24 protein-coding genes are annotated in these 26,439 nt (G+C 30.4%); all 24 read left to right on the forward strand.

Going from position 1 to position 26,439, the window contains the following annotated elements; translation table 11 throughout:
- Window positions 1-44 precede the first annotated feature (44 nt).
- The 24 genes from flgM to CLAU_RS15000 all read left to right on the forward strand — a co-directional run bounded on the left by flgM (window position 45) and on the right by CLAU_RS15000 (window position 26,424).
- Window positions 45-317, forward strand: a complete 273-nt coding sequence (gene flgM, locus CLAU_RS14895) for a flagellar biosynthesis anti-sigma factor FlgM (RefSeq protein WP_013237614.1) — start codon at window positions 45-47, stop codon at window positions 315-317.
- A 27-nt stretch (window positions 318-344) separates the two neighbouring features.
- Window positions 345-752 (forward strand): flagellar export chaperone FlgN, encoded by a 408-nt coding sequence (flgN, locus tag CLAU_RS14900; protein ID WP_013237615.1) that lies wholly within the window; start codon window positions 345-347, stop codon window positions 750-752.
- A 24-nt stretch (window positions 753-776) separates the two neighbouring features.
- A complete protein-coding gene (flgK, locus tag CLAU_RS14905; RefSeq protein ID WP_023162973.1) occupies window positions 777-2,693 on the forward strand; it encodes a flagellar hook-associated protein FlgK in 1,917 nt (638 codons plus the stop codon).
- 80 nt (window positions 2,694-2,773) lie between these two features.
- Complete coding sequence (gene flgL, locus CLAU_RS14910) at window positions 2,774-4,180, forward strand: flagellar hook-associated protein FlgL (RefSeq protein WP_023162974.1); 1,407 nt, start codon at window positions 2,774-2,776, stop codon at window positions 4,178-4,180.
- Between the two features lie 50 nt (window positions 4,181-4,230).
- Window positions 4,231-4,662, forward strand: coding sequence for a flagellar assembly protein FliW (gene fliW, locus CLAU_RS14915; protein WP_013237618.1), 432 nt, complete (start codon window positions 4,231-4,233; stop codon window positions 4,660-4,662).
- A complete protein-coding gene (gene csrA / locus CLAU_RS14920) occupies window positions 4,663-4,878 on the forward strand; it encodes a carbon storage regulator CsrA (RefSeq protein ID WP_013237619.1) in 216 nt (71 codons plus the stop codon).
- A 33-nt stretch (window positions 4,879-4,911) separates the two neighbouring features.
- A complete protein-coding gene (locus tag CLAU_RS21205) occupies window positions 4,912-5,067 on the forward strand; it encodes a hypothetical protein (protein ID WP_023162975.1) in 156 nt (51 codons plus the stop codon).
- A gap of 10 nt (window positions 5,068-5,077) precedes the next feature.
- On the forward strand, window positions 5,078-5,260 hold the full coding sequence (locus CLAU_RS21210) for a flagellar protein FlaG (RefSeq protein WP_242832299.1): 183 nt from the start codon (window positions 5,078-5,080) through the stop codon (window positions 5,258-5,260).
- A 30-nt stretch (window positions 5,261-5,290) separates the two neighbouring features.
- Window positions 5,291-5,593 (forward strand): hypothetical protein, encoded by a 303-nt coding sequence (locus tag CLAU_RS14925; RefSeq protein ID WP_013237621.1) that lies wholly within the window; start codon window positions 5,291-5,293, stop codon window positions 5,591-5,593.
- 92 nt (window positions 5,594-5,685) lie between these two features.
- Window positions 5,686-6,072, forward strand: a complete 387-nt coding sequence (gene fliS / locus CLAU_RS14930; RefSeq protein ID WP_023162976.1) for a flagellar export chaperone FliS — start codon at window positions 5,686-5,688, stop codon at window positions 6,070-6,072.
- A 309-nt stretch (window positions 6,073-6,381) separates the two neighbouring features.
- Window positions 6,382-8,739 carry a flagellar filament capping protein FliD gene (gene fliD, locus CLAU_RS14935; RefSeq protein ID WP_023162977.1) on the forward strand — a complete coding sequence of 786 codons (2,358 nt, stop codon included), beginning with the start codon at window positions 6,382-6,384 and terminating at the stop codon, window positions 8,737-8,739.
- 56 nt (window positions 8,740-8,795) lie between these two features.
- Window positions 8,796-9,140 carry a flagellar protein FliT gene (locus tag CLAU_RS14940; protein WP_023162978.1) on the forward strand — a complete coding sequence of 115 codons (345 nt, stop codon included), beginning with the start codon at window positions 8,796-8,798 and terminating at the stop codon, window positions 9,138-9,140.
- 646 nt (window positions 9,141-9,786) lie between these two features.
- Window positions 9,787-10,008, forward strand: coding sequence for a flagellin N-terminal helical domain-containing protein (locus CLAU_RS14945; RefSeq protein ID WP_013237625.1), 222 nt, complete (start codon window positions 9,787-9,789; stop codon window positions 10,006-10,008).
- A complete protein-coding gene (fliD, locus tag CLAU_RS14950) occupies window positions 9,998-11,842 on the forward strand; it encodes a flagellar filament capping protein FliD (RefSeq protein ID WP_023162979.1) in 1,845 nt (614 codons plus the stop codon). The genes CLAU_RS14945 and fliD (CLAU_RS14950) overlap by 11 nt, the downstream gene beginning before the upstream one ends.
- A gap of 27 nt (window positions 11,843-11,869) precedes the next feature.
- Window positions 11,870-12,208: a hypothetical protein gene (locus CLAU_RS14955; RefSeq protein ID WP_023162980.1), complete on the forward strand. Its 339-nt coding sequence runs from the start codon at window positions 11,870-11,872 to the stop codon at window positions 12,206-12,208.
- Between the two features lie 280 nt (window positions 12,209-12,488).
- Window positions 12,489-14,201 (forward strand): flagellin N-terminal helical domain-containing protein, encoded by a 1,713-nt coding sequence (locus tag CLAU_RS21390; protein WP_013237628.1) that lies wholly within the window; start codon window positions 12,489-12,491, stop codon window positions 14,199-14,201.
- Between the two features lie 158 nt (window positions 14,202-14,359).
- Window positions 14,360-16,246 carry a tetratricopeptide repeat-containing glycosyltransferase family 2 protein gene (locus CLAU_RS14965; RefSeq protein WP_023162981.1) on the forward strand — a complete coding sequence of 629 codons (1,887 nt, stop codon included), beginning with the start codon at window positions 14,360-14,362 and terminating at the stop codon, window positions 16,244-16,246.
- 16 nt (window positions 16,247-16,262) lie between these two features.
- Window positions 16,263-17,834, forward strand: coding sequence for a methyltransferase domain-containing protein (locus tag CLAU_RS21225; RefSeq protein WP_023162982.1), 1,572 nt, complete (start codon window positions 16,263-16,265; stop codon window positions 17,832-17,834).
- Between the two features lie 17 nt (window positions 17,835-17,851).
- Window positions 17,852-18,994, forward strand: coding sequence for a DUF2920 family protein (locus tag CLAU_RS14975; protein ID WP_023162983.1), 1,143 nt, complete (start codon window positions 17,852-17,854; stop codon window positions 18,992-18,994).
- Window positions 18,995-19,107: 113 nt separating this feature from the next.
- On the forward strand, window positions 19,108-20,355 hold the full coding sequence (fliB, locus tag CLAU_RS14980; protein WP_023162984.1) for a flagellin lysine-N-methylase: 1,248 nt from the start codon (window positions 19,108-19,110) through the stop codon (window positions 20,353-20,355).
- Between the two features lie 83 nt (window positions 20,356-20,438).
- The gene (locus tag CLAU_RS14985) at window positions 20,439-21,524 is read left to right on the forward strand and encodes a hypothetical protein (RefSeq protein WP_023162985.1); all 1,086 of its coding nucleotides are present in this window, start codon (window positions 20,439-20,441) and stop codon (window positions 21,522-21,524) included.
- A 564-nt stretch (window positions 21,525-22,088) separates the two neighbouring features.
- Window positions 22,089-22,265 carry a carbon storage regulator gene (locus CLAU_RS14990; protein ID WP_023162986.1) on the forward strand — a complete coding sequence of 59 codons (177 nt, stop codon included), beginning with the start codon at window positions 22,089-22,091 and terminating at the stop codon, window positions 22,263-22,265.
- A 234-nt stretch (window positions 22,266-22,499) separates the two neighbouring features.
- Window positions 22,500-24,209, forward strand: a complete 1,710-nt coding sequence (locus tag CLAU_RS21395) for a flagellin N-terminal helical domain-containing protein (protein WP_023162987.1) — start codon at window positions 22,500-22,502, stop codon at window positions 24,207-24,209.
- A gap of 121 nt (window positions 24,210-24,330) precedes the next feature.
- Window positions 24,331-26,424 carry a tetratricopeptide repeat-containing glycosyltransferase gene (locus CLAU_RS15000; RefSeq protein ID WP_023162988.1) on the forward strand — a complete coding sequence of 698 codons (2,094 nt, stop codon included), beginning with the start codon at window positions 24,331-24,333 and terminating at the stop codon, window positions 26,422-26,424.
- The last annotated feature ends 15 nt before the right edge of the window (window positions 26,425-26,439 follow it).

Genomic DNA, 26,439 nt, shown 5'->3' on the forward strand with positions numbered 1-26,439 from the left:
AGAAAAATGATATTTGAAGTAGTTATGGTTAGGGGTGTATTTTTATGAAAATAAATGGGATCAATTCCAGTAAGCTGGTGAGCTTTTATAATAGGAGCAAAGTAGAGAAAAGTTTAAAGAGTGAATCAAACAGCAAGGATTCCATTCACATATCATCTATAGGAAAAAGTCTCAGCCCTTATTCCTTAGATGATAAATTTGTAAATTCTAAAGAGAGAGTAGAAAGCATAAAAAAGGCTGTAGCAAATGGAACTTATAAAGTAGATTCTAAGCTCGTGGCGCAAAAAATTATAGATAATATAAAGGGTAAGGTATAATTTGCATATACCCGGGAGGTGATGTAATTGGAACTGCAGCTGTCTGAGATTATGTTAGAAGAATATGAAATGCTTAAATCACTTTATGAAGCTTTAATTGAACAAAATAAATATCTTGTGGAAAGACAGGTGTTTTTACTAGATAAAATAGTTAAGGTCATAGAAGAAAGAAGTAGAAACGTAGCAAGGCTCGAAGTTGAAAGAAGAAAAATAACTGGTGACAGACCTATGAGAGAGATTATAAAAGAATCAGAAGATAAAAAATTAGAAAAAGTATATTTAGATATAGTTAACTTGCTTGGAAAGATGAAATTTCAGAAAGATACAAATGAAGCCCTTGTAAAACAATGGCTTGGCTTTGCAAATCAAATGCTGAGGGCGTTGAACCCAAATAAGCAATCAAAAACCTATAATGCTTTTGGAAGAAGCAGGTAAATAGAAAGTAAGGAGTTGAATTAAATGCCTGGGTTATTTTCAATATTTAATACGGCAAAAAGTGGGCTTTTTGCACAACAAACCGCTATAAATGTAACATCTCACAATATAGCAAATGCTAATACAGATGGATATTCAAGGCAGAGGGCAGATATGGAAACCACAACACCCTATACTTTGCCAAGTGTGGATGGTGCAGCTGGTGCAGGACAGCTTGGTACGGGAGTAACTGTAGACTCTATTGAGAGAATAAGAGACAGTTTTTTGGACTATCAAATAAGAGTAGAAAAAGGAGCTAATGGACAATATAAAGCCCGTGATAAATACTTAAGTCAGGTAGAAAAAGTACTGGGAACAGATGTTGAGTCATCAGGTACAGGAATATCTTCACTTATACAGAAATTTTTTAGTTCCTGGCAGTCACTGTCTACATCTTCTCAAAATGTAAGTACGGTAAAAGAGCAGGCCTATCAACTTACTAATGAATTAAACCATACTTATTCACAAGTTTCAAATATTAAAACTAATACTAATACAGAAATAAAAAATGTGGTAGTAAATGTAAACAATATATTAGGCAAGATATCTAATTTGAACCAACAGATAAAGGATACAAAAGCGACAGGGCAAAATCCAAATGATCTTTTAGATAGCAGAGATTTACTTTTGGATCAGTTAAGCAGCGAATTTGGAATAAATATTACTGATAAAGACAGTGATGGAATTGATGTAACTACCTCAAATAGTGCTTCCGTCGAAGGGGATAATGGATCTGCACCATTACTAGATGGGAAACCACTTAATATAGTTCAATCTGATAATCCAGATGATACAAATGTAGCGTCATTTTCCTATATAACCAATATAACAGCTGTAGCTGATTCTAATGGTAATGTTACAAAAGATAGTAATGGAAATACTGTATATAAAGTAGATTATTATAAAAAAGGAGATACCCTCACGGATGCCAATAAAGTAAGCATATATGTAGGTATGACATCAGATCAGGAAAAAGAGTTGGATGAAAACAGAGTACTTTGGGCAGATGCAGATGGAGTTGCCTATAAGGTTACAGGAGGACAGGATTCATCAGGTAAAGCAGCATCAGTTGTTGATGGAGAAAAATTAGATGGCGCTTCTGCAAATCCCATAAGCTTTAGTGAGCTTGCAATTTTTAGACCTCCAACAGGTGAACTCAAAGGTTATACATCAGTACAAAAGAATATAGATGATTATCAAGATGAACTCAATAATTTTGCAAAAGGATTGGCACTTTCTGTAAATGCAATAATAAGCCAGAGTAGTACTTGGGTAGCAGATAATGTTACGGATGGTTCTGCAGAAGGTGGGATAAATAATTTCTTTGTAAATGCAGATCAAAAAGATTCATCTAAATATTCAGCAGTAGATGAAAATAATATAACAGCAGCCAATATAACAGTGAATGTGGCAATAATGAATGATCCATCTAAAATAAAAGTAGATACCAAATATGATTCAAAAGGAAATTCATTGAGCACTAGCACTGATGGCAATAGAGCAGTAGCTGTAGCACAGCTTGCCAATAGTCTTATGAATATTGGAGGAATAACAAGTGATAGTAGTAGAAGTGATTTATTAAAGAATATATTTAAGTCAGATAGCACAATAAACAATGTATATTCTGTAGGAAAAGTGGATGGAGGGTCTACTTTAGATAATTATTTTAATGACCTGGTAAATAAAGTAGGTAATCATGAACAGGAAGCTAAACAAACGCTGGACACTCAATCTGTTCAGCTTCAAAGCTATACTCAATCTAGAGAGGCGAATTCTGGAGTATCGATTGATGAAGAAATGACAAATCTCATTCAATTTCAGCACTGTTATCAGGCAAATGCAAAGATGATATCTACAGTAGATGAACTTTTGGACGTAGTTATAAATCAACTTAAAAAATAGATAAAAAAGAGCAAATATCAAATAATAATTATATTTTTTCTTTGATATTTGAACTTTGAAATAAAGGATGTGATTGAGTTTTGAGAATAACAAATAAAACATTATCGGACAATTTTTTAGCAGATATGCAGAGAAATCTTGAAAATTTAAGTAAAGTTCAGCAGCAGGTATCTTCTACGAAGAATTTTTCGAAGCCTTCTGATGATCCAATAAATGTTGAAAGAGCTATGCAGCTTCAAAGTTCTGTTAATTATACCACTCAGTATGGTTCAAATATAAAAACTGCAAATACATGGATGGAAACAACAGATACCACTTTAGGGCAAATAGGAACTGTACTTAGTAATATAAGAAACAATTTAGAGCAAGCAGGTGGAGTTTATACACAAGATGAAAAAGATAAAATTAATGACGCAGTAAGTCAGGAAGTACAGCAGGTTGCCACATTATTAAACACAAACTTTCAAGGAGAATATATATTTGGGGGAACTGCAGGACTTTCAAAACCAATAACTACAACTACTGATGCTAATGGAATTGTTTCATTACAGTATGCTGATAAGGATGGAAATGCTGTACAGTTTCTTCCAAGTGTAGAGTCTAGTGGATTTGATAAAGGTAATTGGGAGGGCAAAAGTATAACTTTTACTGTTGATGGAAAGGATTATAAAGTAAACTTAAACTCTTCCTATTCAGGAATAGATGATGTGGTTAAAGATTTAAATAACAAAATACAAGGTAATAATGTTACGCCAACTCCAGCTAATCCACCTACTGCAGCTGACCCTGGAGTTAGGGATAAAATTAACGTAGTAAAGACAGATGATGGCAATATAAAAATTGTGGCTATAAATAGCAGTGATACTATAACATTGAAAGATTCAGATGTATCTGACTTATCGTCTGCAAAGGGAAAACAACTTTCTAACATGACTATGGAAAACATAGGAGCAGATAAAAACATAGAAATTTCTCAGGGAGTAGTACTATCCTATAATGCAACAGCATCAGATATGATGCAGTATGGAAACAATTATAATACAACTTCAGGGGATAGCATAAATGCACTTGTAAATAGGATACAACATCATTTAGCAGGGCAAGTTTTAAATGATGCAGCAGCCGGTGATCCAGATGCAATAAATATACCAAATTCAGATGGAACACCCCATTATTATGTATGGAAAACTGATGAAGATGCAGCAAAAAAGGAGCTAATAGGGCAGGATCTTACAGATATAGATGCAGCCTCAAAGAATGTACTTGCGATTCGCTCAAAGATTGGTGCAAAAGAACAGAGAATGAGTGACTTAAGTACTCAAAATGGATCTTCAATAACAGACTTAAAAGAGGTACTTTCAAAAACAGAAGATATAGATATTACCCAGAAGACCATAGAATATTATACATCTATTACAGTTTATCAGGCGTGTTTACAAACTGGTGGTAAAGTAATACAACCTACGCTTTTGGATTATATTAAGTAAGAGTTAATTATTAACTATACACTACTAATTGAACGTAGAGGGAGATAAGGATGGAACTGAATACAAAATATCATGGAGTACTAAGTTATGAAGAAGAAGATATAATAATATTCGAAAAAGGAATTCCTGGTTTTGAACATTTGAAAAAATTTATATTGGTTCCGGCAGAGGAAAATAATTTATTTTATATACTTCATTCTATTGAAGATTTAAATATTGGAATTGTGGTGGTTTCACCTTTTAATGTAGTGAAAAATTATGAATTTGACTTAAATGATGACAAAGCATCTGAACTCAATGTAAAGAGTCAAAATGACATTATTGTGGTAAATACAGTTCATTTGAATTCTAAACTAGAAAATATAACAGTTAATTTGAAAGCTCCCATAGTGATAAATAAGAATGAAAATATTGGGGAACAATTAATATTGGATAGAGTTGATTATCCAATAAAATACCCACTTTTTAAGGGGGAGTTTTAATTGTTAGTTATAAGCAGGAAAAAGGGAGAGTCCCTTCGTATAGGAGAAGATATAGAAATTACTGTTGTAAAAATAGATGATGGAAGTGTCAAGCTTTCTATATCTGCCCCTAGAAATGTAACAATACTTAGAAAAGAACTTTATAAGGAAGTAGTAGAAGAAAATAAAAATGCGATAGTTTCAGATATAAGTATTTTAAAAAAATTGAAAAAATAAATTTGATAAATAAAATGTAAAGAGGTGTTTTGCATGGAAGTTAAAGATATAGGTCAAGGAAGACAGCTATCTTTAGATTTTAATACATCTAATAACGTTTTAGAGACTCAGCAAAGTACAGATGTAATTGATAAAACTACTGATAAAAGTTCAAGTGAAAAAAAGTTGACTGAAAAAAGCTGTAGATAAATTAAACAAACTGCTTGAGGACAAAGCTACCCACTTAAAATATGAAGTATGTGGCAAATTTAATGATATTACGGTACAAATAATAGATGATAAAACTAATAAGGTTATAAAAGAAATACCACCTAAAAAGATAATAGAAATGGTAGATAAACTTTGTGAATTGGCGGGAGTTTTTTTGGACAAAAAAGTTTAAAACAATGATATTATTATAGGGGGGATTTTTATGGAATTTAGGTTAAATAAAATAGACCCGGAAGTTCGCCGCAGAGTAAAGGAAACTACAAGTGCAGGAAAAGTTCATAATAAGTCAGGAATTTTTATAAATAAAGACTATAAAGGTCAGAAAAAAAATAGTCAGGGAGATTTTAAGGCAGAACTTACAAAATACAAACAGGGCAAAAGTAAAAAACGTATTTTTGTAGAAGCAAGTAAAGTGGAAGAAGTTCAAGTAAAAGCTTTTAAAGAAGATAAGGAAAACATTTCAACAAATGATGAAAGAGGAAACATTTTAGATGTTAAGAAATAATTAAGAATTAATAATTAAGAATTAATAGTTGAGGTAGCACAATTATTAACTATACACTATTAATTATTAATTTAATATGGGAGGTTTATTGTATGTATGCAGGTAACGCTTATAAAACCTATAAAACTAATAGCGTAAATTATGCCTCAAAGGAACAGCTCCTTTTGATGCTGGTAGATGGTGCAGTTAAGTTTTCCAAGATAGGAAGACAAGCCATAATTGACAAAGATATAAAAAAAGCTCATGAAAATATAATTAAGGCTGAAAATATATTTAATGAACTTATAATATCTTTGGATGTTTCCAAGGCAGGAAAATGGGGACAATCTCTTATGAGCTTATATGATTTTATAGTAAGAAGACTTATTGATGCAAATATGAAAAAAGATGTAAAAGTAATAGATGAGGTGATTCCACTGATAGAGGATGTCAGAAATACTTGGGAAGAGGCTTATAAAATTTCTAAAGGTAATAAATAATAGACGAAAAATAATTATCAACTGTCAATTATTCAACTTTCGCAGTTTAAAAACTTTGCGAAACAAAGCTTTTGAAAATAACAAAGTTCAAATAACAAAGAACAGATAAAGATGATTTCCCTCGTACCTCAGGAAATCTATAATTTTAATATTTTCTGACGTTAGGAAGAAAATTATCCTTATTTGATATTTGAACTTTGCACTTTGTTCTTTAAAAATATTACTTCGTAATTTTTTTATATTAAGTTAATTTTTTATGGCGAAAGTTGAGTTAATTATTAGTTAACGAGATAAAAGGAGGAGATAAATATGTCAGATAGTGTAAGTAGTATGCCTACAGGTACAACTGGTGCCGGCGGCGGAGATATGCTTAGAATTACCGGATTAAATACCGGTCTCGATGTAGATTCCATAGTAAAAAAGATGCTTAAAGGTGATCAGGCAAAACTAGATAAAGTTAAGCAGTCCCAGCAGCTGATTCAGTGGAGGCAGGACGCTTATAAGACTATAATAAGTGATATACAGGATCTACAAAAATCTTTTTTTGATGTAAGTGATTCAGGCGACTATCTTTTAAATCAAGATAATTACAGTAATATGAATGCAGTAAGTGATACTCCGGCACTTGTAAGTGCTACAGCACAAACTGGTGCTGCTGCAGGAACATATAAAATATCTGTAGCTGATGTGGCAAAGAATGCAGTTATTGGTGGTTCATCTTCTTTAAACAGTCAGGTTAAAATAACAGATATTTCAAGCTGGGGAGGATCAGGAAAATCTATATCATTTGGTATAGAAGGGGTGGCTAATCCTGTTACTTTAGATTTATCTGGATTTACAGGAACAACAGGAGCTAGTTTAGTTTCATATATTAATCAAAAAATAGCTGCGGATCCAAGTTTGGCTGGAAAAATGTCAACTTCTTATGTAGAGGATGGATCTGATAAATATATAAAATTTACACCATTAGATAATGATTCAAATATTGGAATAGTAAATGACACTGCTAATGGTCATCCAACTAACATAACTGATATGGATGGTTTAGTCAATAAGCAGTTAGTATCAGCTTCAACAAGTACAAAGTTAACTGATCTGGGTAGTGGATTAGATGGGAAAATTGCATTAAATTTAAATTACAATGGAAAAGAAGTATCTGTTCAAGTAGATAACAGCAGCAGTGGAAAAAATGGTTCAGCAACTGTGGGAGATTTGATTACAGCTATTAGCAGTGCTACTGGTGGAGCTGTAACAGGTAAGTTTGATGATACCACGGGAAATTTCACACTTCAAACTACAGCTACTGGAAGCATATCTAGCTTGAAAATAGAGGATTATTTATCAACTCATGAACAGGCTGGAGATACGTCAAGTGAAACCACACCAGGTTTATTGGGTGCACTTGGTATACCGGCAGATGCATTAGGAAAATCATATCAGGGAAGTGATGCTGAGGTTACAGTTACAGGAATCGATGGGCATTCAACTACTATGACTGAGTCCTCCAATAGTTTTACTGTAAATGGAATTAATTATAATGTTATTGGAAAAACAACAAGCGATGTAAGTATATCTGTAACTTCTGATACCACAAAGATATACGATAAAATTTCAAATTTTATTGATAAATATAACAAAGTAATGGATGAAATTCAAACTAAGTTGACTGAGAAAAGTGATAATGATTATCCACCGCTTACAGATGCAAAAAAGAGCGCGATGAATAGTGATGATATAAAAAACTATGAAGCCAAGGCAAAGCAGGGAATTTTAAGAAACGATGAAGATTTGACAAACCTTATGTATAGTTTGAGATCAGCATTTTCTAATGTAGTTCAGGATGGAAATGGAAATAGTGCTGCATCTGTTGCATTTGGTCAATATGGAACTAATGCTATAGGAATAGATTTGTCTAATGATCCTGAGCAGCCAAATAAACTTGTTATTGCTGATAGTTCAAAATTAAGAGATGCTATAGCTAATCACGGTGATCAAGTTTTAAAATTGTTTGCAGGTACTTATAATTCAGCTTTAAACAATAGATATAATATAGCTGGTAATGATTTATCAGCCTGGAAAGGGGCAGGTAAAACTATAAATCTACAATCAAGCAGTGGAAATGTCGCAATAGATATGAGTGGATTCACGAGTGATTCTTTAAATGACTTAGAAACATATATTAATAATAAAATAAATGCAACATCTTTAAAGGGTATGGCATCTGTATCTACTTCAGTAGATGCTTCAGGAACAAAGCATATAAAATTTACTACATCAAGTGATATATCTATGTCAGCAACTGGTATATCAGATTTACCAACTTCTTCTACGAAAATGCTTTCGGATAAAGATGCAGAATTTAATCAGTCAGGTATATTCTCAAGAGTAAAGGGTATATTTGAAGATAATGTAGGTACGCTTGGTACGTCACTAAATAATGCCACATTAACGAAGTTTGCTAATTATCAAGATGATTTCAGTTTATATGGAGGTATAGGAAGTACCCTTCCTGATCAGATATACCAGAAACAACAGCAAATTAAGGATTTGACTGATCAGATGACTAATGACGAAAAAAAGTATTACGATCAATTTACAAGGCTTGAAGTTGTTATGCAGCAGTTGAATTCACAACAATCTGCCCTTTCCATGTATACTAGCGGCTAATATGAAAGTAAAAAAATAGGCTTTTGTTAAAAGTAAAGTCCAGGAGGATTTTTAATATGGAAGAATCTATAGAGAAAATATGGAAGGAGTATAGGGACTGTACTGTTAATATTATAAATACGGTAAAGCAGGGCAATTTTGATTCTTTGGATAGTGAAATGAAAATGAGGCAAGAAATTTTAAATAAAATAACTTCTATGAAAGAGAATAAAGATTGTGCTAAAGAATTATATGATGAACTTCATATTAGTGAACTTGAGAAAGAATTAGAATCACTTATGAAACAGAAAATGATTGTAATTAAAAAGAAGTTGGGAAGTATAACTAAGAATAAAAGAGCTAGTACAGCCTATGGAGGTATGGGAAAAGGCTTTGCCACTATTTTTAGCAAGAAAATTTAACTACCATAAGATAGCTAATATGTAAGAATTAAGGGAAATTTTCTGAAGTGAAGCAGAATAAAATCTTCCATAACTATTAATTCTTAATTTTTAACTATTAATTAATAAAAATGCGGGCAGGATGCCCATTAAAATTCAAGGAGGAATTAGTTATATAATATAATCTGGACAGTTAATAAAAGGCTTTTAGAAATCAATAAGTGAAATAATTAAGAAAAAGCAGCCAATCCTTTTTTATTTTGTTTGTTTCATTACTTACAATAATAAAACAAATAGGGAGGGGTTTTTTTATGTCTTAAATTTTTCTACACAAGTCATGTTAAAGTAAATCTACTTTCTTTCGACATATTAAAATAATAATCAATAAATTTATATAAAAAAGTAAAAGTAATCAAAATTTATAAAGTAAAAAAAGATAATCACGATATAGTAAATAAGAATCATAAAACAAATAACAAAGTGTAAATTAAATAACAAGGTTCAAAGAACAAAAAATGAAGATTTTCGGTATTAGCCGAAAATCCACCTAATTTGAACTTTCATATTTAAACTTTGTTCTTTATCTTGTTTAATAAAACCTTAGGGTTTACTAACAAAATAAAAATGTGGGCAAGGATGACCATTTAAAATTCAAGGAGGAATTTTTATGATAATCAATCACAACCTTATGGCAAATAATGCTATAAGAAACATGAACATCAACTCAAATAATGCTAGCAAATCATATGTAACAGGTCTTGCAATATCAGAAAAAATGAGAGGACAAATCAATAGATTAAATCAGACCTCATTTAATGCTCAAGATGGTATCTCCATGGTACAGACGGATGAAGGTGCATTAGAAGGAGGAGATAAGCATGTCAGATAGTAGTATGCCGATAGGTTCAACTGGTGCCGGCGGCGGTAATATGATTAGATTAACAGGTTTATCTTCAGGTCTTGATGTAGATGCAGTGGTAAAAAAGATGATGGCAGGAGAACAGACAAAACTTGATAAAGCACAGCAGGATCAGCAGACTACCCAGTGGAAGCAAGAGGCATATCAAGATATCATTAAAAATATAAAAGATTTGCAAAGTAGTTTTTTTGATTCAGGAACTTCAGATAAAAATATTTTGTCACAATCAAATTTTGCACCATTTACTGTAAGTGATGCTAATGGAGCATCTACAGTAGATACATCGGTGGCAACCTTTAATCCGATGGTTGGAGCACAGACAGGAAAATACTCAATATCAGTTACTCAATTAGCTAAAGGTGCAGGAGTAACTAATACGTTAGCGGCGGGGACAAAACTTACTACAAAATTAACTGACATAACAGGTACAACTGCAGAGGGAACAGAAGCGACTAGTTTAAAGAAAGTTATTACTTTAACAGTAAATACAGGTGCTAGCGATGTAAATATTACCTTAGATAATACAGATGGAAACGCTTCAGTAGGAGATTTAGTTAATGCAATAAATAATCAAAGTGGAGGTAGTGTGAAAGCGAAATTTAGCGAACTTACAGGACAATTTGCTTTATCTTCATCTGGTACAGGTAAATCTTCAACTTTAACGATAAAAAGTGGAACTACAGCTTCACTTTCTAGTATAATTGGATTTTCCACTGATGTTGTTTCAAATAAGGGAACAGGAACAACTACTAATACTGTTACAAAAGATGGTGTAACTACGACAACTACTGTAACTGAAGGAGATTGGGAAATTACCAGTGAAAGTGCAAGTAACTATAAGGTTACAGATGCTGCAAAAGTTGTAATTCAAAATTCTCAAAATGCAGATGTAACTATTACTGTTCCAGGCGGTAGTCCTGTTACTTTAAATGATACAAATGGTAATGCACAGTCTACTAATAATTTTACTATAGATGGAGTGAGCTATGTGCTGTCAAGTGAGGGCAATGCATCAGTAAATATTGGTTCAGATACGGGCAAGGTATATGATAAAATTAAATCATTTATTGATAAATATAATGATATAGTAGATGATATCCAAAAAAAACTCACTGAAAAGCCAAACAAGGACTATAAACCTTTGACAGATGCACAAAAAGCTCAAATGACTACTTCGCAGATTACAGCTTGGGAAACTAAAGCTAAAGCTGGCATTCTTTGGAATGATGATAATCTTGAAACTATGCTCAATGATTTGTCTACGGCATTTACTACGGCAGTAAATAATGTTGGTCTTTCGTTAGGTCGTTATGGCAGTAATAATTTTGGTATAGATACATCTAAAGATTATACTACACCTTCTCATATTGATATAGTTGATCCAGAACAATTAAAAACGGCTATAGCAACTAAAGGTGATCAAATATCCAAAATGTTTACCAATATATCTGCTATTTCAAATACTGCAGAATATGGCAGCAGCCTTACACAGTATAAAGAAGATGGAATTTTTACTAGAATTTCAAAGATACTTCAAAAAAATGTTGGTTATGTAAACACTACATTTAATAGTGCAGTACTGACATCTTATGCAAATAAGCAGTACGATTTTACTCTTACAGGAACTGGAGGAAAAAATACACTTCCAGACCAATTATATGAACAGCAGCTTAAGATAAAAGATATTAAAAGTAAAATGAGTACAGATCAGGAAAAATATTATCAGCAATTCTCCAAGCTTGAAACTGCTATGGATAGGTTAAATTCTCAGCAGTTACAGTTATCTTCTATGCTTGGAAACTAATATAAAAATTAAAATGGAGAATAAATGATGGAAGTGGATTTAAAAAAAGCTATGGAGAATTTGAGGGATGTCACTTGCGAGCTTATTGATAAACTTCAGAAGGATGATTATGATGCTTTGGAAGGTATAATTGATAAGAGACAGAAATTATTAAATGATTTAGAAAAGATGCATTGTACAATAGAGCAGTATGGCAGTCCAGTCAAACAATTTGAAATAATTGCTTTTCAGAATAAATTATCAAAAATGATGTTTGAAAAGAAAAAGGACTTAAGAGAAAAAATTGATGATATATCTAAAAGGAAGGCTTCGACGAAAGGTTACTATAAGCATATAGGTACAAATATATTTAGCAAGAAAATATAATTAAATTATAGAAATAAATAAAAAATCAATTAAAAAGTCGAAAAAAGTAGTAAAGTAAATAGAAATAACAACGATAAAATAAATAACAAAGCGCAAAGTAAAAAACAAAGTACAAAGAACAAATAACAAAAAATGAAGATTTTCAGCATTAGCTGAAAATTAACCTAATTTGAACTTTGATATTTAAACTTTGAACTTTAATTAGTTAGTAAACCTTCGGGTTTAACTATAAATAAACAAAGGGCAAGGATGCCCGTTAAAATTCAAGGAGGAATTTATTATGATAATTAATCACAACTTACAAGCAAATAATGCCATAAGGAACATGAACATCAATTCAAACAATGCAAGCAAATCAATGCAAAAACTTTCATCAGGTCTTAGAATCAACAGTGCAGCAGATGATGCAGCGGGACTAGCAATATCTGAAAAAATGAGAGGCCAGATAAATGGTCTTGATCAAGCAGCTTCTAACTCACAAGATGCTATATCAATGGTTCAAACAGCTGAAGGTGCTTTAAATGAGACAACTTCAATTCTTCAAAGAATGAGACAACTTGCTAACCAGTCAGCAAATGGTACAAACGTTACTGTTGATAGACAATCTATACAGACAGAAATGAATCAATTGACATCAGAAATTAACAGAATTGGTAATACTACAGAATTCAATACTCAGTCACTTTTGAAAGGTGATGGTTCTGTTAAGGTTGCTGGTTCAGGCTTAACTACTGGAGTTGGTAATTTTACTGGCGGTGTAGATCCTTCAAAGACTGCAGCAACTCAAACTAATACCATAACAGCAACAGCAACAGCAGCAGATACTTATACTGTTACACTTAACGGACAAGCACTTACAGTTACTTTTGCAGCATCAAATGCTGGTGGACAAGCAGCTCAGGCTGTATATAATGTAACAGGAACAGCAGCTACTGTTAATCTTGAATCAACTGCAACAGTAAATGGTGCAGCAACTGGAATAAGAACAGCACTTCAAGATATGATTGATAATAATTCAGCTTTAAAAGGAAACTATACAGTAACAGGTAATGGTGCTAATGTTACTATTACAGCAGTTTCAGGTGGAACATTTGATGGTGCAGCTGGTATTATAGGAGCATCAGCAAAATCTGGTACGACTCTTGCTGGAACAGCTGCAGGAAACACAGGAACAACTAGTACAGGAACAGCTGCGGCTGCTACTATTACTATAGGTGGTACTTATTCAGCTTATATTGGAACTGGTATGACAATTGACAATCAACAAGTTGAATTCTATGATGGTACTAAAGGTGCTTATACTGGTTCTGCAATTGGTGTTGATTTAGCAGGACTTTCAACGGCAGATGATATTTCTAAAGCAATAATTGCACAGGCTGGACCAAAGCTTTCAGGTGTTACACTTGCTACAGGTGGTGGTGCTGGAAAAGTTACTATTTCAGCTGCAGATCCAGGAGTTGCAGGAAATCAAATAAAAGTACAAGATGGAAGTATTCAGCAAAATTTCAAGACTACAATGCAAGTAGGAGCAAATATGGGACAGACATTTGAAATATCTATAGCAGATATGAGATCAAATGCTCTTGGAATTGCTGGTACAGCTGGTGCATCCGTTGCAGGAGTTGCAGGTGCTAAATTTACATCAACAAATGTTGTTACGGATGGAACTAGTGCTACATTAAGAGAAGCATCCCTTGATGTATCAACAACTGATACTGCTACAGCTGCCCTTAAAGTATTAGATAATGCTACAGCTGCAGTTTCAGCTCAGAGATCACAACTTGGTGCTTACCAAAATAGATTAGAGCACACTATAGCAAACCTTGGTACATCTTCAGAAAACTTAACATCAGCAGAGTCAAGAATTAGAGATGTTGATATGGCAAAAGAAATGTCAGCATTCTCAAAGAACAATATTTTATCTCAAGCTGCTCAGGCTATGCTTGCTCAAGCTAACCAACAGCCGCAGCAGGTTCTTCAGTTATTGAGATAAACAGTTAACCTAATTTAGTTACAAGTGAATTAATTACTATTAATAAGGGTGGAGTTTGTATTCCACCCTTATTTAATACAAAATATTAATTTTTTAGAAAGTTAAAGTATTTAATTCTGTAAAAAATTAATATCAAAACTTCAAGAGGGGTTGAAATTATGAAAATCACGGCATGTTTAATAACAAAGAATGAAGAAAAAAATATTAAAAAGTGTATTGAAAGCTTTAAAGAAGTCGTAGATCAAATAATTGTCGTAGATACTGGCTCAATAGATAATACAATTAGCATAGCAAAAGAATATGGTGCTGAAATATATAATTATGTTTGGAATGATGACTTTTCTCAGCCGAGGAATTTAGCTCTTTCTAGAGCAAAAGGTGACTGGATAATATTTTTGGATGCAGATGAGTATTTTTATGGAGATACTAGTAAAAATATACTTAAGATTATTAAAAGTATTGATAATAGTAAAAACATAGTTGGAATATATTGTCCTCGAATAAATATTGACACTGTAAAAAATATTAAAGTTACAGATTATATGGTGCGAATATTTAGAAATAAGGAATCTATGGGATACCTGGGCAGGATTCATGAAAATGTATATGATAATGGAAAAAAGATAGATTGCTTTACTGCAGATAAAAAAGATATAACTATTTATCATACAGGTTATTCTTCTGAAATCCTTAAAAGCAAATATGAAAGAAATTTATTTTTATTACAAAAAGATGTAGATGAAGGAAAAGCTACAGCTGAAACTTATTTCTATTTTGGTGACTGCTATTTTTCACTTGAAAATTATGAACTGGCAATAAAATATATGAAAATGTATATTGATAGTGGTGAAGAAAATGGGGGATATAATACAAAACCATATTATATAACCATAGCTTCAATGATGATGTTAAATTCACCTTATGAGTCTGTAAGAAAAGTAATTGATGAAGCCATAGCAAAAAAAACTAGTTATCCTGAGTTCTATAGGCTTTGGGCATCTTTAGAACATGTTTATGGAAGTTATGATAAATCACTTGAACTTTATAAAAAAGCATTTGAACTTAATGAAAAGTACAATGATATAGAACATAATAATTTTGAGGCCAATATATATAATGCCTATTATAATATGGGAAGGCTTTATGAACTTGAAAATGATAACATCAATGCACTTGAGTATCAGGTTAAGTCCTTAGAGCAAAATAAATATTTTGATGGGGCATTTCAGTGTTTGTTAGGATTAATAAAAAATGAAAATTATTCTGATATAATTTTATTTATTAACAGTATTTATGATATTAATAATGAAAAAGACATTGAATTTTTAGTTAACCAAACAGCAAAAGTTAAATTGGGCAAAGTGCTTTATTATTACGAAAACATAAGGTTAAATAAATTTAAAAAAGAAGATAATAAAATAATGTTTGCCTTATACTCAAACGAAAATTACGAAGAAGCATATAAATATTTTTCTAAGTGCTATTTTGATGAGTGGAGTTATACCTGGAGTCAGTTTTCAGTGTTGTCTGCACTGTTGAGTAAAGATGTTAAATTAATAGAAAAAATAAAAAATTATGTAAAGCCATCTCTTAAAAGAATCATTGAAGGGTACTTAGGAAATAAAAATGTAAAATTTATTAAAGAAGATAAAGGTGATTATTTAAGATTGCTGAAAGAAATAGTATTAGTTAAAGGAAATTCTATTGAATTAAAAAAATTTATTGAATTAAAAAGTAATTTTGAGGAAAATATATCTTCTAGTATAGGAAATATATTGTTTGAATGCAAACAGTATATTGAAGCTGTAAATAACTATAATGATTCGCTGAAGGATGCAGGTATGTATTATGGTATGGCATGTAAATGTGCTGGAGTATGTTATTTTAAAATGAAGAATTATAAAAAGAGCATGGAATATATGCAAAAGGCTGTAGAAAAAGAATATAAACCTAAAGAAGTAAAACAATATTTAATTTGGCTGGAGAAAAAAGTAACTGATCAAAAATTAAAAATAGAAGCAAAAGAATTACTTAATAATTTTTAGAGAGGAAGTAAAAGACATGGCGAACTATCTAAAAATAGCAAATATAAGTATAGATAATAGAAGTGCAGTATTCAATAATTTATATGATGATTTACTAAATAAATATTTACAGGATACAAAACTTAACGCAGTACTAGAATGTATATCAATAAATGATTTGGAAAATTTAAATGATTATGATGCAATTATTATTAAAAATGGAGATATAGATAGATTTAAAACTACCTTTAATATAAAAAGTATAGAAACAGAAGAGACTAAAATAATAGTCTTAAATGATACAAAAAATAATTTTAATAACATGCTTTTAGGTATAAGAAAATTATATTATCCTCCCATTGTTGAAGCTGCAGATAAAATAATTTCTGTAAGTATTCAAAACTTAAAATATGATATTCCTAAAGATAAGTTAGAGTGGATGTATGAACAGCTTCAAATATCACTTCAAATATTGATTAATAATGGATATAAAATAAACATATTTTCACTTAGTAACAATGAGGATATATTGATAAACAATAAGCTATGTGAAGAATTTGCATATCAATTTCAAAATGATAACATTAAATATGTTGGAAATATAGAAAGCAGTGAAAAATTTGTTGAACTAATTAATGAGTCTTTGTTTTTTATAAATTTATCTATGGAGGCCAATATATTATGTACTTCATTTAAGAAAACATTTATTACATTTAAGCTAGATGAAGAGTTTGAGGATTTCCTTAGTTATTTTGAATTAGAAAATATGGCATTTGATGCAGATGAATTTAATGCTGGAGAAATGCTGAAAAGAGTAGAAAAATTAAAGAGTTTTCTTGAATCAGAAGTTATTGATAATAAAATAGAAAGTATATTTGATAAAAATAAAACATTCTTTTATGATGAATTGGTTAATATTAAACCTAAAAAATTGTTTAAAGACAGCAGGTTAGCTACAGATGAAAATAGAGTTTATAATGATGGTAGGAAACGAAAAAAGAAAACACCATTTATCTATAAACTAGATAAAAATAGTGCAAATAGATTAGAACTTGGCTGTGGTAAAAATCCTATGCCCGGATGGATTCATTTGGATTACATGGATTTACAAGGAGTAGATGTGGTAGCAAATCTTGATACATGCGATGAGGTGCCGCTTCCTTTTGAGGATAATACTATAGATGAATTTTTTGGCAGTCATGTAATAGAACATATTTCAAAACCATTACCTATGATGGAAGAGCTTCATAGAATTGCAAAACCAGGAGCAAGGGCTTTATTTAAGTGTCCATATGGTTCTAGTGATGATGCCTTTGAAAATCCTACCCATGTAAGGCAGTATTTTTTACATTCTTATGGGTATTTTTCGCAGCCCTATTATTGGAGAGAAGATTATGGATACAAGGGGGACTGGAAAGTAGAAAAAATATATCTTATCGTAAGTAAAAAAAGATATGAAGGTAAAACAGTAGATGAAATAATGTATGAAGTTAACACTTTTAGAAATGTAGTTATAGAAATGACAGTAGAACTAAGTGCAGTGAAACCAATTAGAGAACCTAAAAGGGAATTACAGACACCTGATAATATTGAATTTGTATTTGTATAGAATAAGAGGTAAGTATCATGGCAAAAGATTATGATTTTTATGTAAACGCTCAACCCAGTATTTATAAAAGTGTTGATAGAAAATTAAAGGTTTATTTTTCGGAACCAGATAGCGGTATAAATAAAAATACGGGAATTTTATTACTAATCCCTGGATTTGGTGCAAATTCTAATTCAAACATATATAGAAAAATGAGACATAATTTTTCAGATAAATATAATTTAGTGGTTTTGTCTTGTGATTATTTTGGATATGAATTTATGCAGAACATGCCATTTTTTATTGAAAGAAATATATTGGAAATTAGCGTTAATAATGAATTTGTTAATTATAATAGTCCGTTAATTGATAATTTAATGGATGAATTAATGAAATCTCCTATGGAAAGTCTAACGTTAAGCGGAAGACTAAAAATTCATGAAAAGCCTGAATATTGCTGTGATATGGGATTAATGCAGGCTATTGATAATATTACAGCAGTTCTTTCAGTTATATCTATTATTTATGATAATGATCTTAAATTTAATACTAAGAGAATATTAATTTATGGTAATTCTCATGGCTCCTATTTATCCTATTTATGTAATGCTTTTGCACCGGAGTTGTTTTCACTTATAATTGATACAGCAGCATATACATATCCAAAGTATATAGAAAAAAGACAGCCTTGGTTTATAAAATATAATGATTCTATATTTAGATCTAATGATAAATACATTGAGAAAAGTATAAAAATACAATTTGATATTAACTATATTATATCTAAGTTGTTCTATGATTTAGATATTTTAAAACTTGATGTTTTATATAATCAATTAAATAATAAATGTAAAATTATATCTTTTCATGGAACTAATGATGATCTAACGCCTATCAGTGAAAAAAGAAAGTTTTGCAGTTCAATAGATAATTGTAAGTTGAATGAAATTATTGAAATTGGTGCAAGTAAATCTGATAGCTCCATATTTCAAAATGACCATCATGACATAGGAGTAAATTTTATTAATTTATTTGATAAGATTATGAATGAATACGATAGTACGTTTAAAATTTCGGAATATTTGAATTTTAAAAATGAGTATATTTATAGCACAATGAAAAATGAATATAAAATAAGTTATAAAGATATTTTTCCAAGATTAATTATTAATTCAATATAATCAAAATATGTGGAAAGCTATTTGCAAAGAAGATGGATCGGATATAAATGAGTTCGTAGATGAAATTGAATTAAAATATGTAAATGTTCAATTTATGATTAGAGGTGAATAGGATGACTATTTATAAGGCTTTAATTCCATATTATATGTCACAATTTAAATGTATTGGTCCACAGTGTGAAAGAAATTGTTGTGCTCAAGGATGGAAAACGGACGTTGATAAAGAGCATTTTTTAAAATATAAAAAAATAGTAAACAGGGAATGGAAAGATAAGTTTCAAAGATACGTTAAAAGAAATAGACAAAATGTAGAGAAGCAATTTGAGAATCTATTTTATGCTAAAATTCATTTGGATGAAAAAGGGAAATGCTCATTTTTGTCTGAGAACATGCTGTGTACTATTCAATCAGAAATCGGTTCTAAGTATTTGTGTAGAACTTGTAGTATGTATCCAAGAGAGTTTATAAATGTAGATGGAGTACTTCAATGTGCACTTACAACAGCTTGCCCTGAAGCTGCAAGAAAAATGCTATTGAATAAAGACACTATGCAGTTTGACTTTATTGATACTTATGAGTATGGGTGGGATTTCAATTGCATTGTTCATACTAATAAAAATCTGAAGTTCAATGGTGCACTAAAATATTTTTATGAAATAAGAAATTTTATTATAGATGTACTACAGTTAAAAAATTATTCCTTAGATAAGAGACTAACAATTTTATCCATATTTGTACATGAACTTGAAAAACTAATAAAAAATTTAAATATTGATACTATACCGGAACTTTTACGAAATACTGTATCTAAAATTAATAATGGAGAAATAGATAATGTAATTAATTCAATAGTTGTACCATCTCAGGTACAGTTAGCTGATTTAAATGAAATTATTCAATATAATTTTACTTTTGTACATCAAAAAGAATATATGATGTATGTTAGCGAGTTTTTAACAGGGATCTCATATTCAAAGGATGTTATTTTTGAAGTAATTGAAAAAAATTATATAAATTCGTATGATGAATATTTAAAACCGTTTTTAAATGAATATGGATATATATTAGAAAATTACATGGTAAATAATGCTTTTAAAAATGTAATACCATTTGGGGAAACAATTTCAAGTAACGTGGTTGAAGAAGTTTATAACTTTGTACTTAAGTATTCTATTATTAAAATGCTTTTAACAGGTATTGGAGCATACAGGAAGGGAATTACGCCTGAACTAGTTATAGACTTAATATCTGTATTCACAATTAGTGTTGATCATTCTAAAGTTTATATGGTAGAAGCATTAAAAAAATTAAAAAATAAAGGTTTACTTAATTTAGAGGGCTTAATATATTTGTTAAAATGAGCATGGTAACTGTGGATTGGAAGCAACAGTATAATTGATCGTAGAATGATTAATTAGTCTATTTTTAAAAGTAGAGGTGTAGTATGGACTTTGAATCAAAATATTTAAAAATTGAAGAAGAAAATTTTGTAAAGAATGCTAAATTATTAAATAAATATCAAAATATTAAAATAAAGGATATGGACTTAAATCCTCTTACTCATAAAGTAAAAAAAATATCTGATAATTATGTAATACCATTTATTTACAATCAAAACATGTGGAAAGCTATTTGCAAAGAAGATGGATCGGATATAGATGAGTTTGTGGATGAAATTAAGTTAAAATATGTAAATGATGTTATAATTGTTTTTGGATTTGGTATTGGGTATCATATTGATGCATTACATAAGAAATATCCCAATAATAATATTCTTGTACTTGAAAGTGATTTTCAAATCGTAAAAATTGCTGCACTTTATGGTAATTTAGAAAACATACTGAGCAGTGATAAAGTTTCTATTGGTCTATTTAAAAAGGAAGAGGATTTAGATAAAATATTAAGACATTATTTTGGAAATCATAATAGAGTAAATTTTATAGTTTCAGCATTTTCAAATTACAGTGAGCTCTATGCAGATGAATTTCAACAATTAGTTAATTGTCTTAATAAATTTAAAATAGATATTGAAAAAAATAGACAGGAACGAATTAAGTTATCTGAAGATATTTTAAATGATACTGATTCAATAAGTATAATTAAAGAAGTAATAGATCATTCAGAAGCTTTAAAGCAATTTGATATTAAAATTAGTATGAAAAACATATTAAAAGAAATTAATATTAAAAGTAATCTAATTAAGGAAGGTATAAGTTGTTTAAGTAATTTATATAGTTTTTTAATTGGAGATAGAAACATAAATGTAAATAAAGCAGTAGATAAATTTAATCAAATTGAAGTAAAAACACAGCTGAGCCCAGAACTATCAGCAATTATGGATATTGCAATGTATAAGTATGTCGATACTTTAAATGAAGATGAAGAAGTTAAAATAATGGTTACTGATTCAGAAAATATTACTCAGATTAAAAAGATAATGTATAATTTAAAAATATATAAGTACAGGGATAAGTGTATGAGCAGTATTACTGCTGAGTTGAAAAAATTAATAAAGCAGCCTCAGAGGTAAGAAGCATATTAACTTTATGTATGATAGTTAAAATAGAAGTTATTTATGCAATGACTACCTGCTCTAGTACTCCCCGCACTTTATGAAAGCGACTGTCACCAAATCAAAGATTTGGGATATCTGCTTTTCTCTAAGTTTACGTTGCGAGTAGCTATGTTCCTGGATAACGATTTCTAGGCATCATATGGAGTTTTAACTCCACCTGATGCCTAGAAATCTGTTTATGAAATGCTTGGTTTTAGAGAAAAGGCTGTAGAGTATTATAATATGTATGGTGAATATAAGCATGCAAGAAATAGACTTAGTAAAATATATTTTTTATAAATATATTTTTAACTTTTATATAAAGTCCATTTAACTTAAAACGAATAATTAAGTAGAAGGATAAGGAATCCAAAGAAAAAAATATTGAAATTGGATATAAAGTTCTTTAAAGTTTTATCGAATAAATTAATGTGAAAGTCAGGACGACTAATAGACCTATTTATACTCTGCAGGAGGCAGAATTGATAGGTGTATTAGTCGCATTTTCATTGTAGAGATTTGACCAAGGAGGGAAGTAAAATGTTAGTATTAGGCAGGAAGCCCGGAGAGTACATTGTAATTGGCGATAATATTAAGGTAAAAGTTATTAAAAGTGAAGCAGGTGATTTAAGGCTTGCTATAGATGCTCCTAGAGATGTAGAAATCACTAGAGGTGAAGTTTGGGAAGAACAGCGGAAATTGAGACAAGCTAAATAAATCAACCTAATTTGATATTTAAACTTTAGAAATTGTAAAAATCTATAATATAAACAATTTAATAAAAAACTCAGGAGGAGTCAATTGTTCTCGTAATTCAGCAGGATGCTGATGAAGCGGGGATGGTTGACTCCTTTTTGATTAACTTTGTTAGTAAAGCCTTCGGGTTTAACTATAAATAAAAAATTTAGTGCACAAGGAAGTGTACTACTCAAAATCAGGGAGGGAAATACTATGATAATTAATCACAATTTACAAGCAAATAATGCTATCAGACACATGAACAGCAATACTAATGCTGCAAGTAAGTCAATGCAAAAACTTTCTTCAGGTCTTAGAATAAACAGTGCAGCAGATGATGCAGCAGGATTAGCTATATCTGAGAAAATGAAGGCACAGGTTAATGGTCTTAACCAAGCTAATTCCAATGCACAAGATGGTGTATCAATGACTCAAACTGCTGAAGGTGCATTAAATGAAACTACTTCAATCCTTCAAAGAATGAGAACACTTGCCAACCAGGCAGCAAATGGAACTAACACTGATCAAGACAGATCCAATATACAGGATGAAATGAATCAGTTAACATCAGAAATCAACAGAATAGGTAATACTACTGAATTCAATACACAGAAATTATTGAATGGTGGTATTGGAGATACTGATGGACAGAAGATAACTCAGGCAACAAGTGCTGTAATTGCAGGAGCAGCTACTTTCACAGCAGGAGCAGCAACAGCTGCTGGAATGAAAGCAACAATTACAGTTGATGGACAAACTTTTGATATATCAAAAGCTATAAATACAACTAATAATGCAGCAGCAACAGGTGTTACTGGTATTACAAATGCACTTAAAGATGTAACGTCTGGAGGAACTAAACTATCCGATTTGGTTGATGTAACAGTAACTGGTACTCATATAACATTTACTGATAAGTCAAGCGGTAGCTCAAGTGACATAAAAATTACTGCAGGAACAGCAGCAGCAAAAGCTTTAACATTAGCAACAGGAGCAACTACTATTGACAAGACGGGTGATCCTACTTTAATAGAAAAAGCTGGATTGCAAGGATCTACTGCCTTAAATACTTCAAGTGATATTACAATAGTAGCAAACTCTACGTTTAAGATAGCAGTTGGTTCTAATAGTGATGTTACAGTTACTTTAAATCCTGGAGTTTCATCAAAAACTTATAATACTAGTAATACAGATAAAAATGTGCAAAAAGCTGCAATGCAGGATTTAGTTACGGATATTAATTCATCACTTCAAAGTGCAGGCTTAAGTGATAAAGTTACAGCTTCTCTTTCGAAAGATAATAAAATACAGTTTGTTTCTCAATCAGGTAAGGATTTGAAACTTACTGATGGAACTAGTACTCCATTAGCATCACATTTAGGATATGCAGCAGCAGATATGACAACTCCAACAAATGTAGAACAGGTTACTGGACCTGGAGCTCAGGGAACTGTTTTTAGTACTACTTTCCAGATAGGTGCCAATGAAGGGCAATCCATGTCATTAGATATAAATGATATGAGAGCATCAGCTCTTGGAATTACAGGAGACTCAGGGCAAAAAGGATTTACAACAACAAATACTGTTACAAATGGAACAACAGATATCAAGCAGGAAGCTGCATTAAATGTTATGAATAAGGATGATGCTTCAGCAGCACTTACAACTATTGATAAAGCATTAAGTACAGTTGCTGCTGAAAGAGGTAAATTAGGAGCAATACAAAATAGACTAGAACATACTGAAAATAACTTATCAACTTCAGCAGAAAACTTGACATCAGCTCAAGCAAGAATAACAGATGTTGATATGGCATCAGAAATGTCAGAGTACTCAAAGAACAATATTTTATCACAAGCTGCACAAGCTATGCTTGCTCAAGCTAATCAACAGCCACAGCAGGTTCTTCAGTTATTAAAATAGTTTTAAGTAATTTTAAAGAGTCAGAGCACTACTCTGGCTCTTTTTAAAAATTGACAGTGCATAGAATCAATGCTTAAATGATTTTATGCAGTATTAATTTTATTTTAGGAGGAAATTAAAAATGCTTCTAAGTATAGGTATGATGGTAAAAAATGAAGAAAAGTATCTGGATAAATGTTTGAGTGCAATAGTTCCCGTTATTAATAATTTGGATTCGGAACTAATAATTGTAGATACTGGATCTACGGATAAAACTGTTGAAATTGCAAAGAAATATACGGATAAAGTATATTTCCATAAGTGGAACAATAACTTTTCTGAAATTAGAAATGTTGTTTTAAGCTACTGTATAGGGGATTGGTTTTTCTATGTTGACGGAGATGAGATACTTGAAGAATGTGAAAGCTTAATTAATTTTTTTAAATCACAAGAATATAAGAATTATGATTCGGCAGCAATATATATAAAAAATATATCTGACTTAAATGATGAAACAAATTATAGTATATTTTCAGCACTGAGGTTGTTTAAAAAGGATAATGACTTTAAATTTGTGAATGCTGTTCATAATCAACCATTGTATAAGGAGCCTATAAAAATCCTTTCTACTAAATGTAAACATTATGGATATATAAGTAGTGACAAAGAACTTATGGAAAGAAAATATAAGAGGACAGCTACCATTTTAAAGGATGAGTTGAAAAAGAATCCAGAAAATGTTTACTATTTGAATCAACTTTCAGTAAGCTATGGAATGCATAAAGAATATAATAAAGCGGTTCGTTGTATTCAAAAAGCATATGATTGCATTGTGAAAAAAAATGAAGATATAAAAAAATATATGTATGTTTATACTCAATTATGTCTTTCTTATTTTAGTATTCAAGATTATTTGAGAGTGGAAAAATATGCAAAAGAAGCTTTGAATTATGATGATGGGCTTATAGATATGTATTATTGCTTAGGTATATCTTCTATGATTTTGAAGAAAAATAAGCAAGCTATATTTTCACTTGAAAAATATCTGGAACTATATAAAAAGTATTATACATCAGATAAAGATATAAGTGTTATAGATTATACACTTGGTAGAGTTAATGAGGTTTATTACAGTTTGTATTTATTAAATATGAGATTAAAAGATTATGGAAGCGCTAAAGAATATTTATTGAGTATAAGCGATGATAAACATAGTATACCTCAGAATATTGTAAAATTATGCATTATTGCTAAAAAATATAATTTGATGAAAGATTACGAGAAAGAACTATTTATCAAACAAAAAAATGAGGATATTAAAGAACTTTATATTGCTTTAGAAAAAGAAAAGTTAAAAATGGTATTTGAGAAAACAAATAAGTTTACAGAAATGTTTAGTCAAGGAAATACATCATATAATCTTTTAAATACAATTAGATTATCATATGAAAATGATAAAAATATAGACTTAGATTTAATAAATGCATTTCTTGAAAAAATTGACATATCCCGTGAACCCTTTTACTTTGGAGATTTAATATATTATATGATTTACGGCAAAGATGATATATCAACAAAATTGGGAAAACTTAGTTTTGGAAAGATTAATGAGTTTCTTGAATTTTTAACAAAAAAATATGATGATTTTAGTGAATGCGTTTATAAATATATTTTGGAATTTGGATACAAAGATGATTTCTATTCTGTTAAAATAAATAAGGAACTTTGCAGATATTTGATTTTACTTGACAAACTGGAAAAGCATAACCTGGAGTATATTTATAATTGCTATATTGGAATAGGTATAAAATACATAGAATCAGTCTATAGCAATTTTGTAATTGAAAATGAGTATTGGACGGAAACAAGGACAGAAGAAGAAAGTTTCTTTGTATATATGAGAAAAGCATGGCAATATAAATCTATAGACGATGAGAACTATATTAAGTATTTAAGGATGGCACTTGATATATATCCATATATGAAAAATTTGATAGATTATTTATTAAATAAAGAGAAGGAAAATGTTTTAGGCATAAATAATGACTTTGAAGATGATAAGGTAAAAGTCAAAAGTACAATAAAAGCACTAATTGAAAATAACAAATTTGATGAAGCTGATAAAATTATTCAAGAATATGAAGAAATAGTTAGAAATGATATGGAAATAGTATTTTTAAAATCTGAGATAGCATTAAAAAAACTTAAAAATCCTAGTACAGTTTATAAAATGTAAAGTTTTTAGAATTAA

The sequence above is a fragment of the Clostridium autoethanogenum DSM 10061 genome, assembly GCF_001484725.1.
In the GTDB taxonomy this organism is placed as follows: domain Bacteria; phylum Bacillota; class Clostridia; order Clostridiales; family Clostridiaceae; genus Clostridium_B; species Clostridium_B ljungdahlii.